Here is a 17110-nt window from a genome sequence, read left to right as displayed (position 1 = left end):
GCGGACGGGGCCGCGGGGGTTTCAACTGGACCGCGCCCCCGCGCCGTCGTCCTGCAGCGTATAGCCTTCCGGCGCGCGCTGTACCGCGGGCGGCGGGGTGTAGAAGTCGATGAAGATCATCTGCGGCGCCTCCTGACCGTCGTACGTGATTTCGTACGCGTCCAGCGCGCCGGTGCCCTGCTCGGCGTACTCCGTGGGAAAGTTGCAGCAGCTTCCCAGGCGGCGGAAGCGCACCGTCTGCCCGCCGGGCCCGCGCAGCCGCGCCAGGTAGGCCCGCTGGTTGGCGACGCCGGTTTCCGCGGCGCCGCCCACCCGCACCGCGTTCTTGCTCCCGTAGCCGAAATCCTCGCTCTTTTCGCGCGGGTCGGGGCGAAGGTGATGGCCGGCCGTGCGGTCCAGCGCGGAATCCACCGCCATCGACACGCTCATTTCGGCCATCAGCATCGCGGCGGCCGCCTGCTCGTTGTCCATCCCCACCGGCTCGCCGTCCTTGTTCATCACCACGCTGGAGATGACGACGTGCGTGGAATCACCCCGCTCCTCCAGTTCCACCGCCACCATGGGATGAAACCCCATCTCGGCCGTACCCTCGAGCGGGGTGGTGACCAGCACCTCGTCCAGCAGCTTCGCGCGAAAGGTGTAGCCCTGGCGCTCCAGCGCATCCAGCGCGGCGACGTAGATGGCGCGCGTGGGCGCGGCGAGGGTCACGGCCAGGACGGGCCGTCCGTCGTCGCCGGACGACGACTTCTGCGCCGCGGCGGGCGCGCTGGACAGGAGAAGGGCCGCGCCGAACAGTGCGGCGCCGCGGCGGAATGCGGGCATGGGCGGATTGGCGGGCGGGTCGGAATGGAGGCGGGATGCAGAATGATCGCGGGTGCGGCCGCCCCCGCGCAAGCGGCCGCACCAGAGCGCCATCCCGGCGCCCCCTGATCAGCCGTTCGGGATGACGATCAGCCGCGCCGGGCGGAATCAGCGCGAGCACTCACGCCGATTGTTCCGGCACGACCGGGTTCGGACCGAACCTCGACCGTACTCTTTGCGACGATCCTCCGCCGTACCCTGTCAGCGGCCGGAACGCCCGATGCTCCCTGGACGGAAGAAAGCCCCGGCTTCTCTCATCGAGACGCCGGGGCTTTGTCGTTTATCCCTCGTGGACCGCTGGCCCTCACGGGCGACGTGCTGCCCCCACCTGCTCGCGCAGGGGCTTGGTCCACAACGCCTTCCGCATCATCGCGGCACCTGCGGGTGCTCGACGGGGAGAGCCGCAGCCTGCAGGGACGCTTCCGGTCCGCAGCCCTCAGTCCGCTGCGCCGGCGCCCGCGGGGGCGGCGGCGAAGTCCGGATCGGGCGTAAAGTCCTCGCCCGGGTTGATGAAGCGGTCCTGCTCGTACGCGTACTGCCGGTCGTGCAGTTCGCGGTAGCGGCCGCCCTGCGCCATCAGTTCCGCGTGCGTCCCCCGCTCCACCACCTCGCCGTTCTCCAGCACCAGGATCTGGTCCGCGCTGCGGATGGTGGACAGCCGGTGCGCGATCACGAAGCTGGTGCGCCCGTACCGCAGGCGCCGCAGCCCTTCCTGGATCTTGTACTCGCTTTCGCTGTCCAGCGACGACGTGGCCTCGTCCAGAATCAGGATGCGCGGGTCCGCCAGCAGCGCCCGGGCAATGGCGATGCGCTGCCGCTGCCCGCCGCTCAGCTTGATGCCGCGCTCGCCCACGACGGTGTCATATCCCTCCGGAAAAGCGCTGATGAACTCGTCCGCGTTCGCCAGCGCCGATACTTCCTCGATCTCCGCGCGCGTCGCGTCCGGCCGGGCGAAGCGGATGTTGTCGGCCACCGTGCCGTCGAACAGAAAGTTCTCCTGCAGCACCACGCCCAGCTGGGCGCGGTAGTCCGCCAGCCGCACCTCGTTCAGGTCGCGCCCGTCGATGCGTACGGTTCCCCTGGTGGGCCGGTTGAAGGCCATCACCAGGCTCACCAGCGTGCTCTTGCCCGATCCGCTGCTGCCCACGAGGGCGATGGTGCTGCCCGGAGGCGCGTGCAGGTTGATGTTGCGCAGCACCGGCTGCCCCTCGTTGTACTCGTACCACACGTCTTCCAGCCGCAGATCGCCCCGTACCGCGCCCAGCGCGGCGCGCTCGCGGTCCTCGTCGTCCTCCGTGCGCATGGCCAGCACTTCGCGAATGCGGTCCAGCCCGGCGAACGCCTCGCTCACCTGCGTGCTGATGCTGGCGATCTGCACCACCGGTGCGGCCAGCATCCCCGTCAGGATCAGGTACGCGAACAGGCCGCCCAGCGTCATGTCGCCGCGCAGAATGGCCGGTCCGCCCACCAGGATCACCGCCACGCTCACCAGGCCGATGACGACCGTGGCGAACGATCCCACCGCCGACACGCCGGTAATCGACCGCGAGATGTTGCGGAACAGCTCGTGGGCGCCGCGGGTGAACACGCGCTGCTCCCGCTTTTCCGTGCCGTACGCCTTGACCACGCGGATTCCGCCCAGCGTTTCCGTCAGCCGGCCGTTGACGCGCGCGGTGATTTCGCCGCGTTCGCGAAAGATGGGGCGCAGCCGGGTGAACGTGGTGGCCATCGCCCCGCCGAACGCAATCAGCACGAGGATGATGCACACCGTGAGCAGCCAGTTGAGGTACAGCAGCCCCACCAGCGCCAGCACGGCGGTGAACACGCCGCCCACCAGCTGCACGATCCCCGTCCCCACCAGGTTGCGGATCCCTTCCGCGTCGTTCATCACCCGGCTCACCAGGACGCCCACCTGCGTGCTGTCGAAGTAGCGGATGGGAAGCCGCGTCACGTGGCGCTGCACCCGCCGCCGCATGTCGGTAATGGCGTGCTGCGCCGTCACGCTGATCACCTGCGACAGCGCAAAGGAGGTGATTCCCTGAAGCAGGGTCGATACGAGGACCGCGCCGGCCAGCGGCATCAGCAGCCCGGAGCGGCCCTTGCCCAGCACCTCGTCCACCAGGTACTTGGAGCCGTACGCCGGAACCAGCCCCGCCAGGCGGCTGATGAGCATGAGCACCAGCCCGATGCCCAGATACCGGCGGTGGTGCCACATCAGCGCCCGCGCCTCGCGCCACGCCTCGGCGCTCACCTTCTTCTTGGCCTTCTTCAGCTTCTCGTCCGCCTTGGAATCCTGATCGCTCACGTGCGTCCTCCCTGTGGGTCCAGGCCGGCCCGGGCGGGGCGGCGGGGCGCTTCCAGCGGAGCGGCCAGCGGCGGCGCCCCCGTCTCGTCCATCTGCGGCACCGCGGCCGCGGCCTCGCCGGGCCGCAGCCGCCGCACCAGCACCAGCGTCAGGACGGATGCGGCCACGGCCACCCACCCCACGGCGGGAAAGCCGCGGATGGGCTCGCCGCCGGTGCCGCCCTGGATCATCCATCCGCCCACCAGCGACGCCGCGCCCGCCGCGCCCTGCTGAATGGACGAGTTCAGGCTCATGAAGCCGCCCCGCCTGCGCGGCGACACGATTCCCGTCACCAGTGCCGTCGCGCTGATCATCCGCCCGGACGACATCACCATCATGGCCGTCGTGGTCGTCAGAATCACCCACACGGGCGAAACGGGCAGATGCGTCACCGCCACAATCGCCGGAATGCCCAGGACCACGGAAAGCATGAAGACCGGCGCGTGCCCGAACCGGTCCGCCAGCGGGCCGAACACCAGCGGCCCCGTCACCAGCGTCGCCAGCCCGCCCGTGAGGTAGATGAGCGGCAGCTGCGATTCACGCAGCCCCGCGTTTTCCGTCAGGTACGCGCTCAGAAACGGGACGACGCTGAAGGCGGAGAACATGATGCCGACGGTCAGCGCAAAGGCCCGCAGGTGCTCCGGCGCGCGCGCCACGGCCACCAGGTCCGCCCACGGCGACGCGTCCGAGGGCGCCACGTGCCCGCGCATGGCCGGCAGCAGCAGCGCCGCGCCGGCGAACACCACGACGGTCAATCCGCCCAGGAACAGGAACGGGGCCTCCCACGCAAAGCGGTTGGCCAGGTACAGGCCAAAGGGAAGGCCCAGCACGGAGGCGGCGCTGAACGCGCCCATCACCACGCCCATCGCCGTTCCGCGCCGCTCGGGGCGGATCTGGTCGCCCACCACGGCGAACACCACGCCGGCCAGCACCCCGCCGAACGCGCCGGCCACCACGCGCGCCGCCAGCAGCAGCCGGTATTCATCCACCAGCCCGCACAGCACCGTTCCCACGCCAAAGCCGGCGAGCAGGAACAGGAGCATGCGCCGCCGGTCGAACCGGTCCATGAACGCGGCCGCCACCAGCCCGGAAAGCGCCGCGCTGAACGTGTAGGCCGACACCAGCAGCCCGAACTCGCGCGCGGAAATGTCCAGCGACCGCATGAGCATGGGCGCCAGCGGCATGATGAGCACAAAGTCCAGCACGTGGCAGAACTGAATGGTGAGCAGCACCAGCAGCAGCCCCCATTCCCGTCCGCTGAACACCCCCAGAGCCCTTCTGATCATTCGTCTTTCAGCATTGTGTCCGGCGCACCGGCCGTGGTTCTCCGGCCGCGCCGGCACTCAACCCGGCTCCCGTACACCGCGCGGGGAGGTCGGCTCCCGTTCTTTCCTCCACCATCCATCCGGCACGCCGAATCCCGGCGGCGGTCGATCCCGCGTGACCGATGCGGGACGTTGGATCGAGGCGGATGACCGTCCTTGCCATGATGTCGATCCACCCCGCCGGAAATCGACATTCAGGATCGCGCCCGTCGGTTCGATGGCGGCCGATGGGGAGTGATCCGCATCGATCGATGAAGCAAAGACCTGAAAGCCGCGTGACGGACCGGCGGTGGCGGCGTTCGTCCACCCGAATCGTCCTCGTATACCGGACGGTACAGGCGGATGGGGATCAGTCCGCCGACGCTTCCGCGGTCAGCAGCGGCGCGGGGGCGGGCGCGGAATGCTCCGGCCGCGCGGGGCGGATGACGATTCCGTAGGCGTCCTCCCGGTCGGGGGCGAACGCGGCGGCGCGGCGGGGCGAAACACGGCCCCGCGGCAGGCTCAGCAGCGCAAACATCGCAGTTGGTCCGGTAAAAGAAATGGCGGGCCGCCGGAACTCCGGCGGCCCGGAATGCGTCAGGCCGCGCCCGCGGTCTGCAGCGTGGGATAGTCCACGTAGCCGCGCTCGCCGCCGCCGTAGAAGGTGTCGCGGTCCGGCGTGTTGAGCGGCGCCGCCTCGGCAAAGCGCTCCGCCAGGTCCGGGTTGGCCAGGAACGGCACCCCGAACGCCACTAGGTCGCCCTCGCCCGCCGCGATCGCCGCGTCGGCCGTGTCGCGCCCGTAGCCGCCGTTGACGATGAGCGGGCCGCGAAACGCCTCGCGCAGCAGCGGGGTGATGCGCGGCTCGGGGCCGCCCAGCGGCTCGGCCACGTGCAGGTACGCCAGGCCGTAGCGGTTCAGCATCCGCACCGCGTACCCGAACGTTTCCGCGGGATCGCTGTCGCTCATGCTGTTGTACGAGCCCATCGGGCTCAGCCGCACACCCACGCGGTGCCCGCCCCACACCTCCACCACGGCCGCCGTCACCTCGTCCAGAAAGCGCGCGCGGTTCTCCACGCTGCCGCCGTACTCGTCCGTACGGTGGTTGCTGCCGTCGCGCAGAAACTGGTCGATCAGGTATCCGTTGGCGCCGTGCAGTTCCACGCCGTCAAAGCCCGCGCGGTACGCCGCGCGCGCGCCCCGGGCAAAGTCCGCCACGATCCCCTTGATCTCGTCCGTCTCCAGCGCCCGCGGCGTGACCATCGGCTGCATTCCGCCGGCGGTGATGATGGGTCCTTCCGGCGCGATGGCCGAGGGCGCCACGGGAAGGCCGCCGTCCGGCTGCGTGTCGGGGTGCGAAATCCGCCCCACGTGCCACAGCTGCAAAAAGATGCGCCCGCCCGCCGCGTGCACCGCGTCCGTCACCGCGCGCCATCCCTCCACCTGCGCGTCGCTGTAGATGCCGGGGGTGTTGGGATAGCCCGCGCCCTGCGGCGAAACCTGCGACCCTTCGCTGACGATGAGCCCGGCCGTGGCGCGCTGGGCGTAGTACCGCGCCATCAGCGGCGTGGGCGTGTTGCCCTCGCCCGCGCGGTTGCGCGTCATGGGCGCCATCACCAGCCGGTTGCGAAGGTTGTAGGGTCCCACGCGCACGGGAGTGAACAGATTGGGGGTCGGATCGCTATCCATCGGTCAGGCTCTCTTCTTGTCGTGGATCAAAGCCCGGCTCACGGCCGGCATCGGACTGCAACCAAACGTGTTACAAATCAGCACGGCCGAAACGGCGACGGCGCGCCCCCGGCGGCTACGGCCGGGAACGCGGGCGCCGGTCGGAGGTGCGCCGCGGGCGGTTGTCTTCCAGCAGCCGCACCACCGGGCTGATCACCTGCCCCGGCTCCAGCGTGATGCGCTGCTCGCGGGCGCCCACCCGCGGCGTTCCTTCGGCGCGCAGGGTGTACGTCCCCGCGGGAAGGCTGGCGAACTCGAATCCGCCGCCCCGGCCGGAAGTGGTGGCGCGCTGCGTTCCGTCGGCCGCGGCCACCGTCACGCGGGCGCCGGCGACGGCGTTGCCCGCGCCGTCCGTCACCCGGCCCAGCACCCGTGCGGACTGCGCCGCCAGCGGTGACGAGGCGGCCAGCAGCGCCGCGGCCAGCAGAAGCGGGCGGACGGCCGTGCGGATGCGGGTGAATGCGTTCATCGGGTCCTCTGCCGAGTCCAGGGTGCCGGCCGGCCACCATTTGTAGCCGAACCGGTTACAGATACAACTGCGCAACGTGCTGCGCAAAAAGCAATTACACCTCGCGGCCGGCGCCCGCCGGCACGGCGAACGAAGGCTCGCCGGGGCACGCCGCCGCGCGGCCGGTCACGTCGCGGAACACGTCGGCGATGGTGGTCTGGGAAAGCTGCGACTGCATGGCCTCGTGCGCCCGGCAGAACACGCGCTGCAGCACCGAGCGGATGTTGCCGCCGATGTCGCAGCAGCTGCGCGAGCCCTGGTGCACGGCGAACAGCTCTTCCTTTTCCTCCACCGCGCGATACACGTCCAGCAGCGTGATGTCGCCGGGCTCGCGGGCCAGCTGCGCCCCGCCGCCCACGCCGGCCTGCACCTGCACCAGCCCCGCGTTGCGCAGCGCGCCCACGATGCGGCGCACCACGACAGCGTTGGTGTTCACGCTTCCGGCAATGGTTTCGGACGTGACGGCTTCCCCGCGCTTCCCGGCCAGGAACGCCAGCACGTGCACCGCCACCGCCACCCTGCTGCTGATCGTAGACATCGCGTACTCCGTTCGATAACTGCAACCAGTCTAGTTGCGGACCGTCCGAATGTCAACGGGGACGATGCAGGTCGTCCGTTTTGTGGCGGCTCGCGGCTTGGAGAACTGGACGGGCGCGAGTATGCTGTCCGCAGCAGATTTCGCCGCACATCCCCCCTTGACACCGGCGCTGCGCCCGGCTAAACTGGACGCACGAAGGTCACCCCCTGCGTGCGCGCAGTGTGGGTACGTAGCTCCGGGGGGTTGTGCCATCACTGGTGCAACCCCTCGTTACGTATTCCCGTGAACGACGCCGCCGCGCCCGCCCCCGTCCAGCGTGCCCACAGGCTGGAGATCTTCGTGGATGGAAGCAACTGGAACCTGGCGCTGATCCGCGAGAGCTTCCACTTCCAGGTCGACCTCAACCTGCTGGCCACGCGCCTTTCTCGCGGCTTTCACTTCGTAAAGCTGCGGTACTACACGTCCCCGCTGCCCAATCAGACAAGCCCCGCGTACCGGCGGCAGCAGCAGTTCTTTGATGAACTGCGGCGCAGCCGGCGAATCGACCTCGTTCTTGGCCGTCATGAACCGCGCCGGGACGAGGAAGGCAATCGCTACTTCGTGGAAAAAGAAACGGACGTCAATCTCGCCGTCGACATGGTGCTGGGTGCGTGCGAGGACCGCTTTGACGTCGCGATGCTGGTGGCGGGCGACACCGACTACGTCCGCGCCATCCACGCACTGAAAGCGCGCGGCAAGCGGCTGGTCTGGTGCCCCCTTCCGGGTCAAAGGCATACGAATCTGCTCTCGCAGGTCTGCGACGAGCAGAAGGAACTGGATGAGCGTTTCCTGCGGACGTGCATCAAGCGGCGGCCCGTTCCGCCACGTTGACCAGGCGGCTCATCCGCCCATCAACGCCGATTGCCAAACGAGGCGCCCGCATCCGCCGGGCGCCTCGTTCCGTTGTTGTCATCGATTCTGCCGCGCATCGTCATGGATCGCGGGGCGAGCCGTCCGGGAGCGCGGGGAGAGTCTGGAGATAAACCCACAGCGCGCGCGCTTCCACGTCCGTCATCTGCGAGAACGCTTTCCACGGCATGGGCTCGCGCAGTTCGGTGCCGTCCGGCCGGCGCCCCGTGCGCAGCGCGCGGATGAAGTCCGCTTCCGTCCATCCGCCCAGCCCGTCGGTGGCGTGCGGCGTCAGGTTGCTGGCCGGCGCCCACTCCGGCGGCCCGCCCGGGACGGCCCCGCCCGCGAAGCTCTTGCCGTGGCATCCCGCGCAGCCGGCGGCCAAGTGCCGCCCGTACGCCGCCGTCACCCCCGGGGGCGGCGCGGGCGCGCGTGGAGCGGCGTGGTCAATGCGTTCCGCCGCCACCAGCGGAATCACCCCGCCCGCGTACAGCGCCCGTCCCAGCGGCCACACCGCGTTCGGCCGGGTCTCGTGGTTCACCGGCGGCAGCGTGCGCAGATACGCGACAATGGAGCCCACCTCGTCGTCGCTCATGGAATTGAACTCGTCGGAGGGCATCAGCAGCAGCCCGCGCCCGTCCGCGTTCACGCCGTGGCGGATGGCGCGCACGAAATCCGCATCCGTGTAGCGCGCCGCCACACCGCCGCGCCCGCGCGTGAGGTTGCTCCCCGACACGCGGCCGATAGGGAACTGGTTGATCACTTCGTGCCCGGACATGTCCGCGCCGTGGCAGTCGGTGCAGCCGCGCGTCACCGCCAGCCGCTTCCCTTCCGCCACGCGGGCCGCGGTCGCGGCGAGCGCCGGGGCGGCGGACGGCACCTGGTATTGGCGCCGCATGCGGGCCTCGGTGAGGCCGTACACGCCGGCGAGGGCCACCAGCAGCAGCGCCAGCACGCCGGCCCCGATGCGCGCCGTCCAGCGGAGAATCGTTTTCATGGTGCGTATCTTTCGTGCGGTGGGCAGGCCGGGCGCAGCGGCCCGGCGGCGCACGAAGGGTACGATGGCGATCCGCCGTCCACATGAGGCGGTTGACCCACGGCGGGCGCCCATCGCGTGCTCTCCCTTGATCTGAGCCGCGTTCAGGCTAGGATTACCGCCGCAGCGTACGGCGCACGATTCACCCCGGGTCCTGAACCCGGAGAAACGACGGGTGCACATGAACGGTCTGGGCCGCAGGGTCGCCATCATCGACGGGTGCCGCACCCCGTTCCTCAAGTCGGGGACGGACTTCAAGGACGTTTCGGCGGTGGAGCTGGGGAAGGCCGCGGTCCGCGAGCTGATCGCCCGCACCGAGCTGGACGTGAACGTGGTGGACCACGTGATCTACGGCACCGTCGTGCAGTCGGTGCAGGAGCCCAACATCGCCCGCGAAGTCACGCTGGGCGCGGGCATTCCGCCGCGGGTGCCGTCGTTTACCGTGGGCCGGGCGTGCGCGTCGTCCAACCAGGCCATCACCTCGGCCGCGGAGCAGATCGCGCTGGGGCTGGCGGACGTCATCATCGCCGGCGGCGCGGAGTCGCTGACGGACGTGCCCATCCTTTTCTCGCCCGAGATGCGCAACGCGCTGGTCAAGGCCAGCAAGGCGCGGTCGCTGGGCGAGCGGGTGCAGGCGTTCCGCAACATCCGCCCCAAGCACCTGGCCCCCATCGCCCCGGCCATCGCCGAGCCCACGACGGGGGAGACGATGGGTGCGTCGGCGGAAAAGATGGCCAAGGAAAACGGCATCTCCCGCGAGGCGCAGGACCGCTGGGCGCTGCGCTCGCACACGCTGGCGGCGGCGGCCACGGCGGACGGACGGCTGACGGCGGAGATCGCGCCGTTCTACGTGCCGCCCAAGTTCGACAAGGTGGTGAGCCAGGACAACGGCATCCGCGCCGACACCACGCTGGAAAAGCTGTCCACGCTCAAGCCGGTGTTCGACCGCAAGTACGGTTCGGTGACGGCCGGAAACGCGTCGCCGCTGACGGATGGCGCCTCGGCGGTGCTGCTGATGAGCGAGGAAAGGGCGGCGGAGCTGGGCTACAAGCCGCTGGGCTTCATCCGCAGCTACGCGTACTCCGCGCTGGACCCGAACGATCAGCTGCTGCAGGGGCCGGTGTACGCGGCGCCGGTGGCGTTCGACCGCGCGGGGCTGACCATGAAGGACATCGGCCTGCTGGAGATTCACGAGGCGTTCGCCGCGCAGGTGCTGAGCAACCTGCAGTGGTTCGACAGCGACGAGATCGCGAAGAAGCGGCTGGGGCGCGACAAGGCCGTGGGGCTGCCGCCGGAGGACCGCATCAACGTGATGGGCGGATCGCTGGCCATCGGCCACCCGTTCGGCGCCACGGGCGGGCGCATCACCATCACGCTGCTGAACGAGCTTCGCCGCCGCGGCGAGCAGTTCGGCATGATCAGCGTGTGCGCCGCCGGCGCAATGGGCTTCGTGATGATCGTGGAAGCCGCGCCCAACTGATCGTTCTTGGGATGACGAAGACGCGCTCCCCGGCCCAGTGCCGGGGAGCGCGTTCGTTTGATGGATCAGGATCCCGATAACGCAGGTTATCGGCGCAGAGACAAGGAACGCACGTTATCGGTGCGGAACGAGGAACGCAGGTTATCGGGCAGAGACGGAGAACGCGTGCGGCTACGTCTCCGTTGAGCGGATGAATCCGCCGCTCCGACGGCGCGAAGCCCCGGCTCGCGGCCGCTGGCGCGTCCACGCCCGGGGCTCCAATCGCGTCGGGGATCAACCCAGATCAACGCGCGCCGCGCCCGGAGGCCATCCCAGAGGCGACATGCTCCAGCCCCTGGGTTGCCCTCGATCTCCGCATCACACGCCGTCACCGCGACTCGTGGTGCCGGTCAGTAGATCGCGTCCAGAACGGTGTGGAGCGCGGCGAATCCCATCAGCAGCCACGTGATCGAGCGCGATGCGGAAGAAGGCAATCCGGGGGTTGACTCCGCCCAGAACTTCTGGCGCAGTGCGGTCCATGGCCCACCGAATCCGCCACGACTGAGCGGGAACCACCGGTTGCGGATCAGAATCCACAGGACCGGGCAGGCGAGCGCGAGGTACACGGCGGCTCGAATCACCGGCTGATCGATCCGTCCATTGAACGCCACCGGACTGTATCTCCCCGAGATTGCAGAATGCACCACGCGATGCCGATCCGCCTACGGGAAAGATGGGCATCGTTCTTCAGCGATCCGGCCCGAGTTGCTGATCGCAGCTGCCGCGGGAGACTACCGGAGCTGCTTGGCGAGGCGGATGCTGGTGCGCTCGTATCCGAGGTGCTCGTAGAACGCGTGCGCCTGCACCAGACGCGTGTTGCTCGTGATTTCCAGCAATCCGCATCCCGCGCTCGCCAGCAGATCCTCCGCGGCGGCGACGAGTCGGCGGCCCATGCCTGAACCGCGCGCGGATTCGTCCACGATCAGCGCCGTGATGCGGCCCACCGGGAGCAGGCGGTGCAGCACCAGCATCCGATGTGTGGTCACGAGGCCGGACAGCCCGCCCCCGTCCTTCTCCGCCACGAACGCCGCGTTGCCCGCCGCGGCCCACTCATCCCAACGCGCGGCGACGGACTGCTCCTCCGTTGGATGGCCGAGCGCGGTCAGCAGGCGCGCGATTTCGGCGGCGTCGCGCGGTTCCGCGGGACGGATGATCGGGGTCACGTTGTCGTCATCTCCACAAGTCGTGCGTCGAGCGGCGGTTGGGTGCGCGCTGGATTACATCCAACCCAGCGAAACCCCGGCGATCTCACTGGATCGAGCCGAGCGATGGGCGGGCGATGATGGTGGCGCGCGGGCCGGTCATCGTCAAGCGGAACGGGTGGATGACGGGCTCCATCGCGCGCCGCCGTCCCTCACCGAATCCGCCAGCACCGGAACCGCGCGATCAGGGGTTCGGGCGCACGCTGGCACGCGCGGCGTCCGGAGCGTATCTTCAGGCGCAGAATACGGTTCCATCCGCACCAATACCCATCCAGCGATGTCCGACGAACTTTCCCCCGCCGAAATGACGGTGCTGCGCGATCTGGCGCGGCGCGGCAACCCCATGTCCGAGGTGCGCCTGGACACCGAGGCGCTGGTGGCGCTGGCGGCGCGGCGCTTTGTGCGGCGGATCAGCGGATTCGCGGTCATCACGCCGGAGGGACAGCGGGCGTTCGCCGAGCTCAGCCGTCCCGCCGCGCCCGCCCCCATCGCGGGCGAAGCGCCTGCGCCCGCTCCCGAAGCCGCCGCGGATGGCGATGCTGCGGATGGCGCGGACGTGCAGCTGAATGAGACGCAGGAAGACATGGTCCGCCAGCTTGCGCTCGCCAACGCCGACATGCCGTTTGACGACCTGGACGGCCGCGTGGTGCGCGCGCTGGAAGGCCGCGGGCTGGTGCAGCGCATGGATGGGCTGGTGTCGCTGACGGACGCGGGGCGGCGCATGTACGAGGAGCGCATCCGCCGCCGCCGCCGCGCGCGCACCGGGTGGGTGGGCGCCCCGGCTCCCCGCGCCGACGTGTCGCCGGAGGAAGAGCGTTCCGCGCCGGAAAAGGCCATCCGCGAAGCCGTGGACGTGCTGCGCGGCACCGTCCCCGGCGAGGACAACATCATGCTCGGCGACCTTGAGGCCCCGGCGGAAGACGCGTTCAAGGCGCTGCTCGAACTCGCCGACCGCATTGAGCGGGGTGACGACCCGCGCCGCATCCGCCGGCGTTGAGCGGACGAGCGGCAGAAAACGAGAATCGGCCCGGCGGACTGCTCCGCCGGGCCGATTTGTTTCGTCCATCGAGATCAGGATTCCGGCTCGCCGGAGCGGATCTTTTTTTCCGCCTCATCGAGCGCGTCCCAGGCGAGCATGGCGCACTTGACGCGGCGCGGCAGCTTGGCCACGCCGGCCAGCGCGCGCATGTCGCCCAGCTTCTTGTCGCGCGAGGCGGTTTCGTCGCCGTGGATCATTTCGCGGAAGCGGTCGGAGATGCCGCGCACCTCGTCCCACGACTTCCCGACCGCGTGCTCGCTCATCATGCTGGCGGCGGCCTGGGAGATGGCGCACCCGTGGCCGCTGAAGCGGATTTCGGCGATGCGGTCGTCATCCACCCGCACCTGCAGCAGGATGTCGTCGCCGCACACCGGATTGCGCATGGGGATTACGGCGTCCGGCGCGTCCAGCTCGCCGCGGAAGCGGGAGCTGCGGTAGTGCTTCAGGATCAGTTCCTGGTAGACGGCGTCCAGCGCGGAGCGTTCCATGAGACCGAAGTGCGTGAGTGCTGTGTGCGTTAGTGCGTGAGTGCGTGTGCGTCCGGCGGCGGATTCGGTGCGTCAACGGGGGAAACACCCGGCGTCTCGGACGGTTGGGCCCATGCTGAGGCACCCCTCTCCCCCCAGCCCCCTCTCCCGCAAGCGGGAGAGGGGGAGCCGTTCGGCGCGAGGTCGGGGTTCGGCTCGCGCCCGACACCTCGCGGGCCCCTCCCCGGCCCTCCCCGTGCGAACAGACGCACGGAGAGGGAGAATTCACGCCCAATCCATGACCCCAGGCGGTTGAAGCCCCGATCGTGGACGCGACAGCGGCCGCGAGTCGGGGGTTCCCGCTGTTTGAGCGGCGGATTCATTCGCTCAGGATCGCGGCGCGCCGCGCCGGTCTCCGCCCTTCGCGCCGAACTCTCCGCCCGCCCAACCCTCCCCCAGTCTTTTTTGGGGAGGGTGGGCCGGTGGTGCCGGCCCGGGTGGGGGCCGCCCTGAGACCTCGCCGCTCAGTACCCGAACAGCGTGCGCGCCTTCTGCAGCGCATCCACCAGCGCGTCCACCTCGCCGGGGGTGTTGTACAGGTAGAACGACGCGCGCGCGGTAGACCCCACGCCCAGCCGCTTCATCAGCGGCTGCGTGCAGTGGTGGCCGGCGCGGATCGCCACGCCCTCGCTGTCCAGAATCGTGGCGAGGTCGTGCGGATGAATGTCCGCCAGCGTGAACGAAACCACGCCGCTGCGCTCCGACAGATCGCGCGGGCCCAGGATCGTCATGTCCGGGATCTCCGACATCCGCTCGATGGCGTACGCCAGCAGCGACCGTTCGTGCGCCAGAATCGCCTCGCGGCCCACCGCCGTCAGGTAGTCCGTCGCCGCGGCCAATCCAACGGCACCCGCGATGTTGGGCGTGCCCGCCTCCAGCCGGTGCGGCAGCTGCGCGTACGTGGACGATTCCAGCTCCACGAACTCGATCATGTCGCCGCCGCCATGGAAGGGCGCCAGCGACTCCAGTGCCTCGCGCCGCCCCCACAGCCCGCCGATCCCCGTGGGGCCGCACATCTTGTGGCCGCTGAACACGTAGAAGTCGGCGCCCAGCGAAGGCACATCCACCGGCAGGTGCGGCGCGGACTGCGCGCCATCCACGATCATCACCGCGCCCACGGCCCGCGCCCGCTCCGCGATCAGCGCGACGGGATTCACCGTCCCCAGCGCGTTGGAAACGTGGGTGATGGAGACCAGCTTCGTGCGCTCGGTCAGCAGGTCATCCAGCGTGGACAGGTCCAGCCGCCCCTGCTCGTCGATGTCGATGAAGCGCAGCTTGGCACCCGTCCGCTGCGCCACCATCTGCCACGGCACCAGGTTGGAGTGGTGCTCCAGCACGCTCAGCAGGATCTCGTCACCCGCCCGCAGGTGCGTGGTGCCCCACGCGTGCGCCAGCAGGTTGAGCCCTTCGGTGGTGCCGCGCGTCCACACCAGTTCCGCGCTGTCGGCCACGCCGAAGAACGCGGCCACCTTGTCGCGCGCGCCGTCGTACGCGTCCGTGGCGCGATTGGACAGTTCGTGGATGCCGCGGTGCACGTTGGCGTTGGACCGGCGATAGTGGTTGGCGATCGCGTCGATCACCTGGACGGGCTTCTGCGTAGACGCCGCGTTGTCCAGATAGACCAGCGGCTTGCCGCTCACCAACTCGGACAGGATGGGAAAGACCTCGCGGATGCGCGCGACGTCCAGAGAAGATGCGGGTGCGGCCAGTTCAGTCATGCTCATGACGGTCCATCGGTATGACATTGGATTGCCGTCATCCGACGGCTTCATCCCCTCGATCATCGGCACCAGCGCCGATCGTATCCCGGATACGGCGAGGGCCGCGAACCGGCCGCCGGTCAGCAGCGCGGCCAGCGGCCCCGGAACCTCCTCCGTCGCGTCCTCCACCGCCCGCGGGCGGCGGGAGACGTGCGGCGGAAACCGCTACTCCACCTCCACCATCACGTCCGCGCCCTCGATCCGCGCGGGGAAGACGGGCACCGGCCGGAACGCGGGCGGACAGAGCGGCTCGCCGGTACGCAGGCTGAACGCCGCGCCATGCCACTCGCAGGTGATGGTGCACTCGCCGGCATCCACCTCGCCGACGGACAGCGGAAAGTCGCGGTGCGAGCAGACGTCGGAAATCGCGTAGACCTCGCCATCCACCCTCGCCAGCGCAATGCGCCGCCCCGCGACCTCCACCCCCAGGACCGCGCCGTCGGAAAGCTCCGACAGCGCGGCCGCCCGGATCCACCCCAACGTCAGCGCCGCGTGGCCAGCTTGCGCTCCACCACGCGCAGCAGTTCCTGCTTTACGCCTTCCAGGGGCAGCTGCTCCAGCACCTCGGCAAAGAAGCCGAACACCACCAGCCGCACCGCCTCCGCCTTGGGAATGCCGCGCGACAGGAGGTAGAACACCTCTTCCTCGTCCAGCTGGCCCACCGTGGCGGCGTGCGAGCAGCGCACGTCGTCCGCCTGGATTTCCAGGTTGGGGAGCGAGTCGGCGCGGGCGCCGTCGCTGAGCAGCAGGTTGCGGTTGGTCTGGTACGCGTCGGTGCGCTGCGCCTTGGGGTGCACGCGGATCAGCCCGCGGAACACCGACCGTCCCTTATCCGACAGCGCGCCCTTGAACAGCAGGTTGCTGCTGGCGTGCGGGGCCAGGTGGTCCTGCAGCGTCTGGTTGTCGAAGTGCTGCGTGCCGTCGGCGATGTACAGCCCCAGCATGTCGATGTGGCTGCCCGGCGCCTGCATGCGGCACTGCACGTCCGCGCGGGCCAGGTCGGCGCCGAAGCTGGTGTACAGCGTGGTGATCTTGGCGTCGCGCCCGGCCACCAGCCGGTCGGTGGACAGGTGCGCCACACCGCGCCCGTACCGCTGCACGGAGGTGTAGATGGCGACCGCGCCCTCATCGGCAAAGATCTCCGCCGCGCCCACGGACAGCGCCGGCTTGGCCAGATCATCCGACCCCAGCGTCTCCACCACGGAGAACTTGGATCCCTGCTCCGCCACGACGAGCGTGCGCCCGAACGCGGCCGTGCCGCCCTCGGTGATCCACCGGTACACGCGGAAGGGAGCCTCCACCTGCACGCCCCTGGGCACGTACAGGAAAGTGCCGCCCGTCCACAGCGCCGCGTTCATCGCCGCGAACTTGCCGTCGTCGGTGGTGATGGCGGTGCCCAGGTGCTTCTGCACCAGTTCCGGGTGCTCCTGCGCGGCGATCTCCAGCGAGGTGAAGATCACGCCCTGCGCCGCCAGCGATTCCGGCAGCTCGCGGATGACGACGGAGGCGTCGATCTGCACCAGGCGCGCCTCGAACTCGCCGGCCTCGGCCATCAGCGTGGCGAGCCCGGCGGGAAGCCCGGCGCCCACGGAGGCGGGGCCGCGCTCCTCGGCAAAGCTGAACTCGTCGAGCCGGACGAGCTTCTTGATATCGGTATAACGCCAATCCTCCAGCCGCGTGGTGGGCATGGGGGTGTCGGCGAACACGCCGTGGGCGGCCATGCGCGAGGCGCGCAGCCACTCGGCCTCGCCCTTTCGCGCGGCCAGGATTTCCACCTGGTCGCGGGTAAAGGCGCCGACGTCGGCGGGGGTGATGGTATCGGGCACGGTACAGGCTTCCGGGTTCTGTAAAAGCAG

The 17110-nt window shown here is 69.8% G+C and carries 17 protein-coding genes; 3 read left to right on the top strand and 14 right to left on the bottom strand.

The window, feature by feature from the left end; genetic code table 11:
- Positions 1-21: 21 nt before the first annotated feature.
- From HNQ61_RS20590 to HNQ61_RS20560, 7 genes are all read right to left on the bottom strand, one after another.
- The gene (locus HNQ61_RS20590) at positions 22-822 is read right to left on the bottom strand and encodes a hypothetical protein (RefSeq protein ID WP_170032779.1); all 801 of its coding nucleotides are present in this window, start codon (positions 820-822) and stop codon (positions 22-24) included.
- A gap of 475 nt (positions 823-1297) precedes the next feature.
- Entirely contained in the window at positions 1298-3166 is a 1869-nt protein-coding gene (locus HNQ61_RS20585; RefSeq protein WP_205761254.1) for an ABC transporter transmembrane domain-containing protein, read from the bottom strand.
- Positions 3163-4491 carry an MFS transporter gene (locus HNQ61_RS20580; RefSeq protein ID WP_170032781.1) on the bottom strand — a complete coding sequence of 443 codons (1329 nt, stop codon included), beginning with the start codon at positions 4489-4491 and terminating at the stop codon, positions 3163-3165. Before HNQ61_RS20580 ends, HNQ61_RS20585 begins: the two co-directional genes overlap by 4 nt.
- A gap of 388 nt (positions 4492-4879) precedes the next feature.
- Positions 4880-5047: a hypothetical protein gene (locus HNQ61_RS20575; RefSeq protein WP_170032783.1), complete on the bottom strand. Its 168-nt coding sequence runs from the start codon at positions 5045-5047 to the stop codon at positions 4880-4882.
- Between the two features lie 59 nt (positions 5048-5106).
- A complete protein-coding gene (locus tag HNQ61_RS20570; RefSeq protein ID WP_170032785.1) occupies positions 5107-6198 on the bottom strand; it encodes an alkene reductase in 1092 nt (363 codons plus the stop codon).
- Positions 6199-6313: 115 nt separating this feature from the next.
- Positions 6314-6706, bottom strand: a complete 393-nt coding sequence (locus tag HNQ61_RS20565; RefSeq protein WP_170032787.1) for a carboxypeptidase-like regulatory domain-containing protein — start codon at positions 6704-6706, stop codon at positions 6314-6316.
- 94 nt (positions 6707-6800) lie between these two features.
- Positions 6801-7283 (bottom strand): Rrf2 family transcriptional regulator, encoded by a 483-nt coding sequence (locus HNQ61_RS20560; protein ID WP_170032789.1) that lies wholly within the window; start codon positions 7281-7283, stop codon positions 6801-6803.
- Between the two features lie 282 nt (positions 7284-7565).
- Between HNQ61_RS20560 and HNQ61_RS20555 the strand changes: the two genes are divergently transcribed.
- Positions 7566-8153, top strand: coding sequence for an NYN domain-containing protein (locus HNQ61_RS20555; RefSeq protein ID WP_170032791.1), 588 nt, complete (start codon positions 7566-7568; stop codon positions 8151-8153).
- Between the two features lie 100 nt (positions 8154-8253).
- Here HNQ61_RS20555 and HNQ61_RS20550 read toward each other — a convergent pair whose 3' ends face one another.
- Complete coding sequence (locus tag HNQ61_RS20550) at positions 8254-9168, bottom strand: cytochrome c (protein ID WP_170032793.1); 915 nt, start codon at positions 9166-9168, stop codon at positions 8254-8256.
- Between the two features lie 220 nt (positions 9169-9388).
- Between HNQ61_RS20550 and fadI the strand changes: the two genes are divergently transcribed.
- Positions 9389-10687 carry an acetyl-CoA C-acyltransferase FadI gene (fadI, locus tag HNQ61_RS20545; protein WP_170035879.1) on the top strand — a complete coding sequence of 433 codons (1299 nt, stop codon included), beginning with the start codon at positions 9389-9391 and terminating at the stop codon, positions 10685-10687.
- A gap of 389 nt (positions 10688-11076) precedes the next feature.
- Here the strand turns inward: fadI and HNQ61_RS20540 are convergent, their stop codons facing one another.
- Together HNQ61_RS20540 and HNQ61_RS20535 are read right to left on the bottom strand one after the other, a co-directional pair.
- Complete coding sequence (locus HNQ61_RS20540) at positions 11077-11337, bottom strand: hypothetical protein (RefSeq protein WP_170032795.1); 261 nt, start codon at positions 11335-11337, stop codon at positions 11077-11079.
- Positions 11338-11457: 120 nt separating this feature from the next.
- Entirely contained in the window at positions 11458-11889 is a 432-nt protein-coding gene (locus tag HNQ61_RS20535) for a GNAT family N-acetyltransferase (protein ID WP_170032797.1), read from the bottom strand.
- 316 nt (positions 11890-12205) lie between these two features.
- On the opposite strand from HNQ61_RS20535, the gene HNQ61_RS20530 reads away from it, so the two are divergent.
- A complete protein-coding gene (locus tag HNQ61_RS20530; protein ID WP_170032799.1) occupies positions 12206-12925 on the top strand; it encodes a hypothetical protein in 720 nt (239 codons plus the stop codon).
- A 74-nt stretch (positions 12926-12999) separates the two neighbouring features.
- Here HNQ61_RS20530 and sufU read toward each other — a convergent pair whose 3' ends face one another.
- The 4 genes from sufU to sufD all read right to left on the bottom strand — a co-directional run bounded on the left by sufU (position 13000) and on the right by sufD (position 17080).
- Positions 13000-13455: a Fe-S cluster assembly sulfur transfer protein SufU gene (sufU, locus tag HNQ61_RS20525; protein ID WP_170032801.1), complete on the bottom strand. Its 456-nt coding sequence runs from the start codon at positions 13453-13455 to the stop codon at positions 13000-13002.
- A 503-nt stretch (positions 13456-13958) separates the two neighbouring features.
- Complete coding sequence (locus HNQ61_RS20520; protein WP_420816050.1) at positions 13959-15383, bottom strand: cysteine desulfurase; 1425 nt, start codon at positions 15381-15383, stop codon at positions 13959-13961.
- Between the two features lie 36 nt (positions 15384-15419).
- Positions 15420-15734 carry a non-heme iron oxygenase ferredoxin subunit gene (locus tag HNQ61_RS20515; RefSeq protein ID WP_170032803.1) on the bottom strand — a complete coding sequence of 105 codons (315 nt, stop codon included), beginning with the start codon at positions 15732-15734 and terminating at the stop codon, positions 15420-15422.
- Between the two features lie 2 nt (positions 15735-15736).
- A complete protein-coding gene (sufD, locus tag HNQ61_RS20510) occupies positions 15737-17080 on the bottom strand; it encodes a Fe-S cluster assembly protein SufD (RefSeq protein WP_170032805.1) in 1344 nt (447 codons plus the stop codon).
- Positions 17081-17110: the final 30 nt, after the last annotated feature.

Source organism: Longimicrobium terrae (genome assembly GCF_014202995.1).
In the GTDB taxonomy this organism is placed as follows: Bacteria; Gemmatimonadota; Gemmatimonadetes; order Longimicrobiales; family Longimicrobiaceae; genus Longimicrobium; species Longimicrobium terrae.
Note: the sequence above shows the minus strand (reverse complement) of the source record. Positions and strands in the feature narration are given on the sequence as shown.

Excerpts from the sequence above, each read along its gene's own strand:
- HNQ61_RS20580 (WP_170032781.1), bottom strand. The coding sequence starts at position 4,491 with ATGATCAGAAGGGCTCTGGGGGTGTTCAGCGGACGGGAATGGGGGCTG.
- HNQ61_RS20560 (WP_170032789.1), bottom strand. The coding sequence starts at position 7,283 with ATGTCTACGATCAGCAGCAGGGTGGCGGTGGCGGTGCACGTGCTGGCG.
- HNQ61_RS20550 (WP_170032793.1), bottom strand. The coding sequence starts at position 9,168 with ATGAAAACGATTCTCCGCTGGACGGCGCGCATCGGGGCCGGCGTGCTG.
- HNQ61_RS20530 (WP_170032799.1), top strand. The coding sequence starts at position 12,206 with ATGTCCGACGAACTTTCCCCCGCCGAAATGACGGTGCTGCGCGATCTG.
- HNQ61_RS20570 (WP_170032785.1), bottom strand. The coding sequence starts at position 6,198 with ATGGATAGCGATCCGACCCCCAATCTGTTCACTCCCGTGCGCGTGGGA.
- fadI (WP_170035879.1), top strand. The coding sequence starts at position 9,389 with ATGAACGGTCTGGGCCGCAGGGTCGCCATCATCGACGGGTGCCGCACC.
- sufU (WP_170032801.1), bottom strand. The coding sequence starts at position 13,455 with ATGGAACGCTCCGCGCTGGACGCCGTCTACCAGGAACTGATCCTGAAG.
- HNQ61_RS20565 (WP_170032787.1), bottom strand. The coding sequence starts at position 6,706 with ATGAACGCATTCACCCGCATCCGCACGGCCGTCCGCCCGCTTCTGCTG.
- HNQ61_RS20575 (WP_170032783.1), bottom strand. The coding sequence starts at position 5,047 with ATGTTTGCGCTGCTGAGCCTGCCGCGGGGCCGTGTTTCGCCCCGCCGC.
- HNQ61_RS20590 (WP_170032779.1), bottom strand. The coding sequence starts at position 822 with ATGCCCGCATTCCGCCGCGGCGCCGCACTGTTCGGCGCGGCCCTTCTC.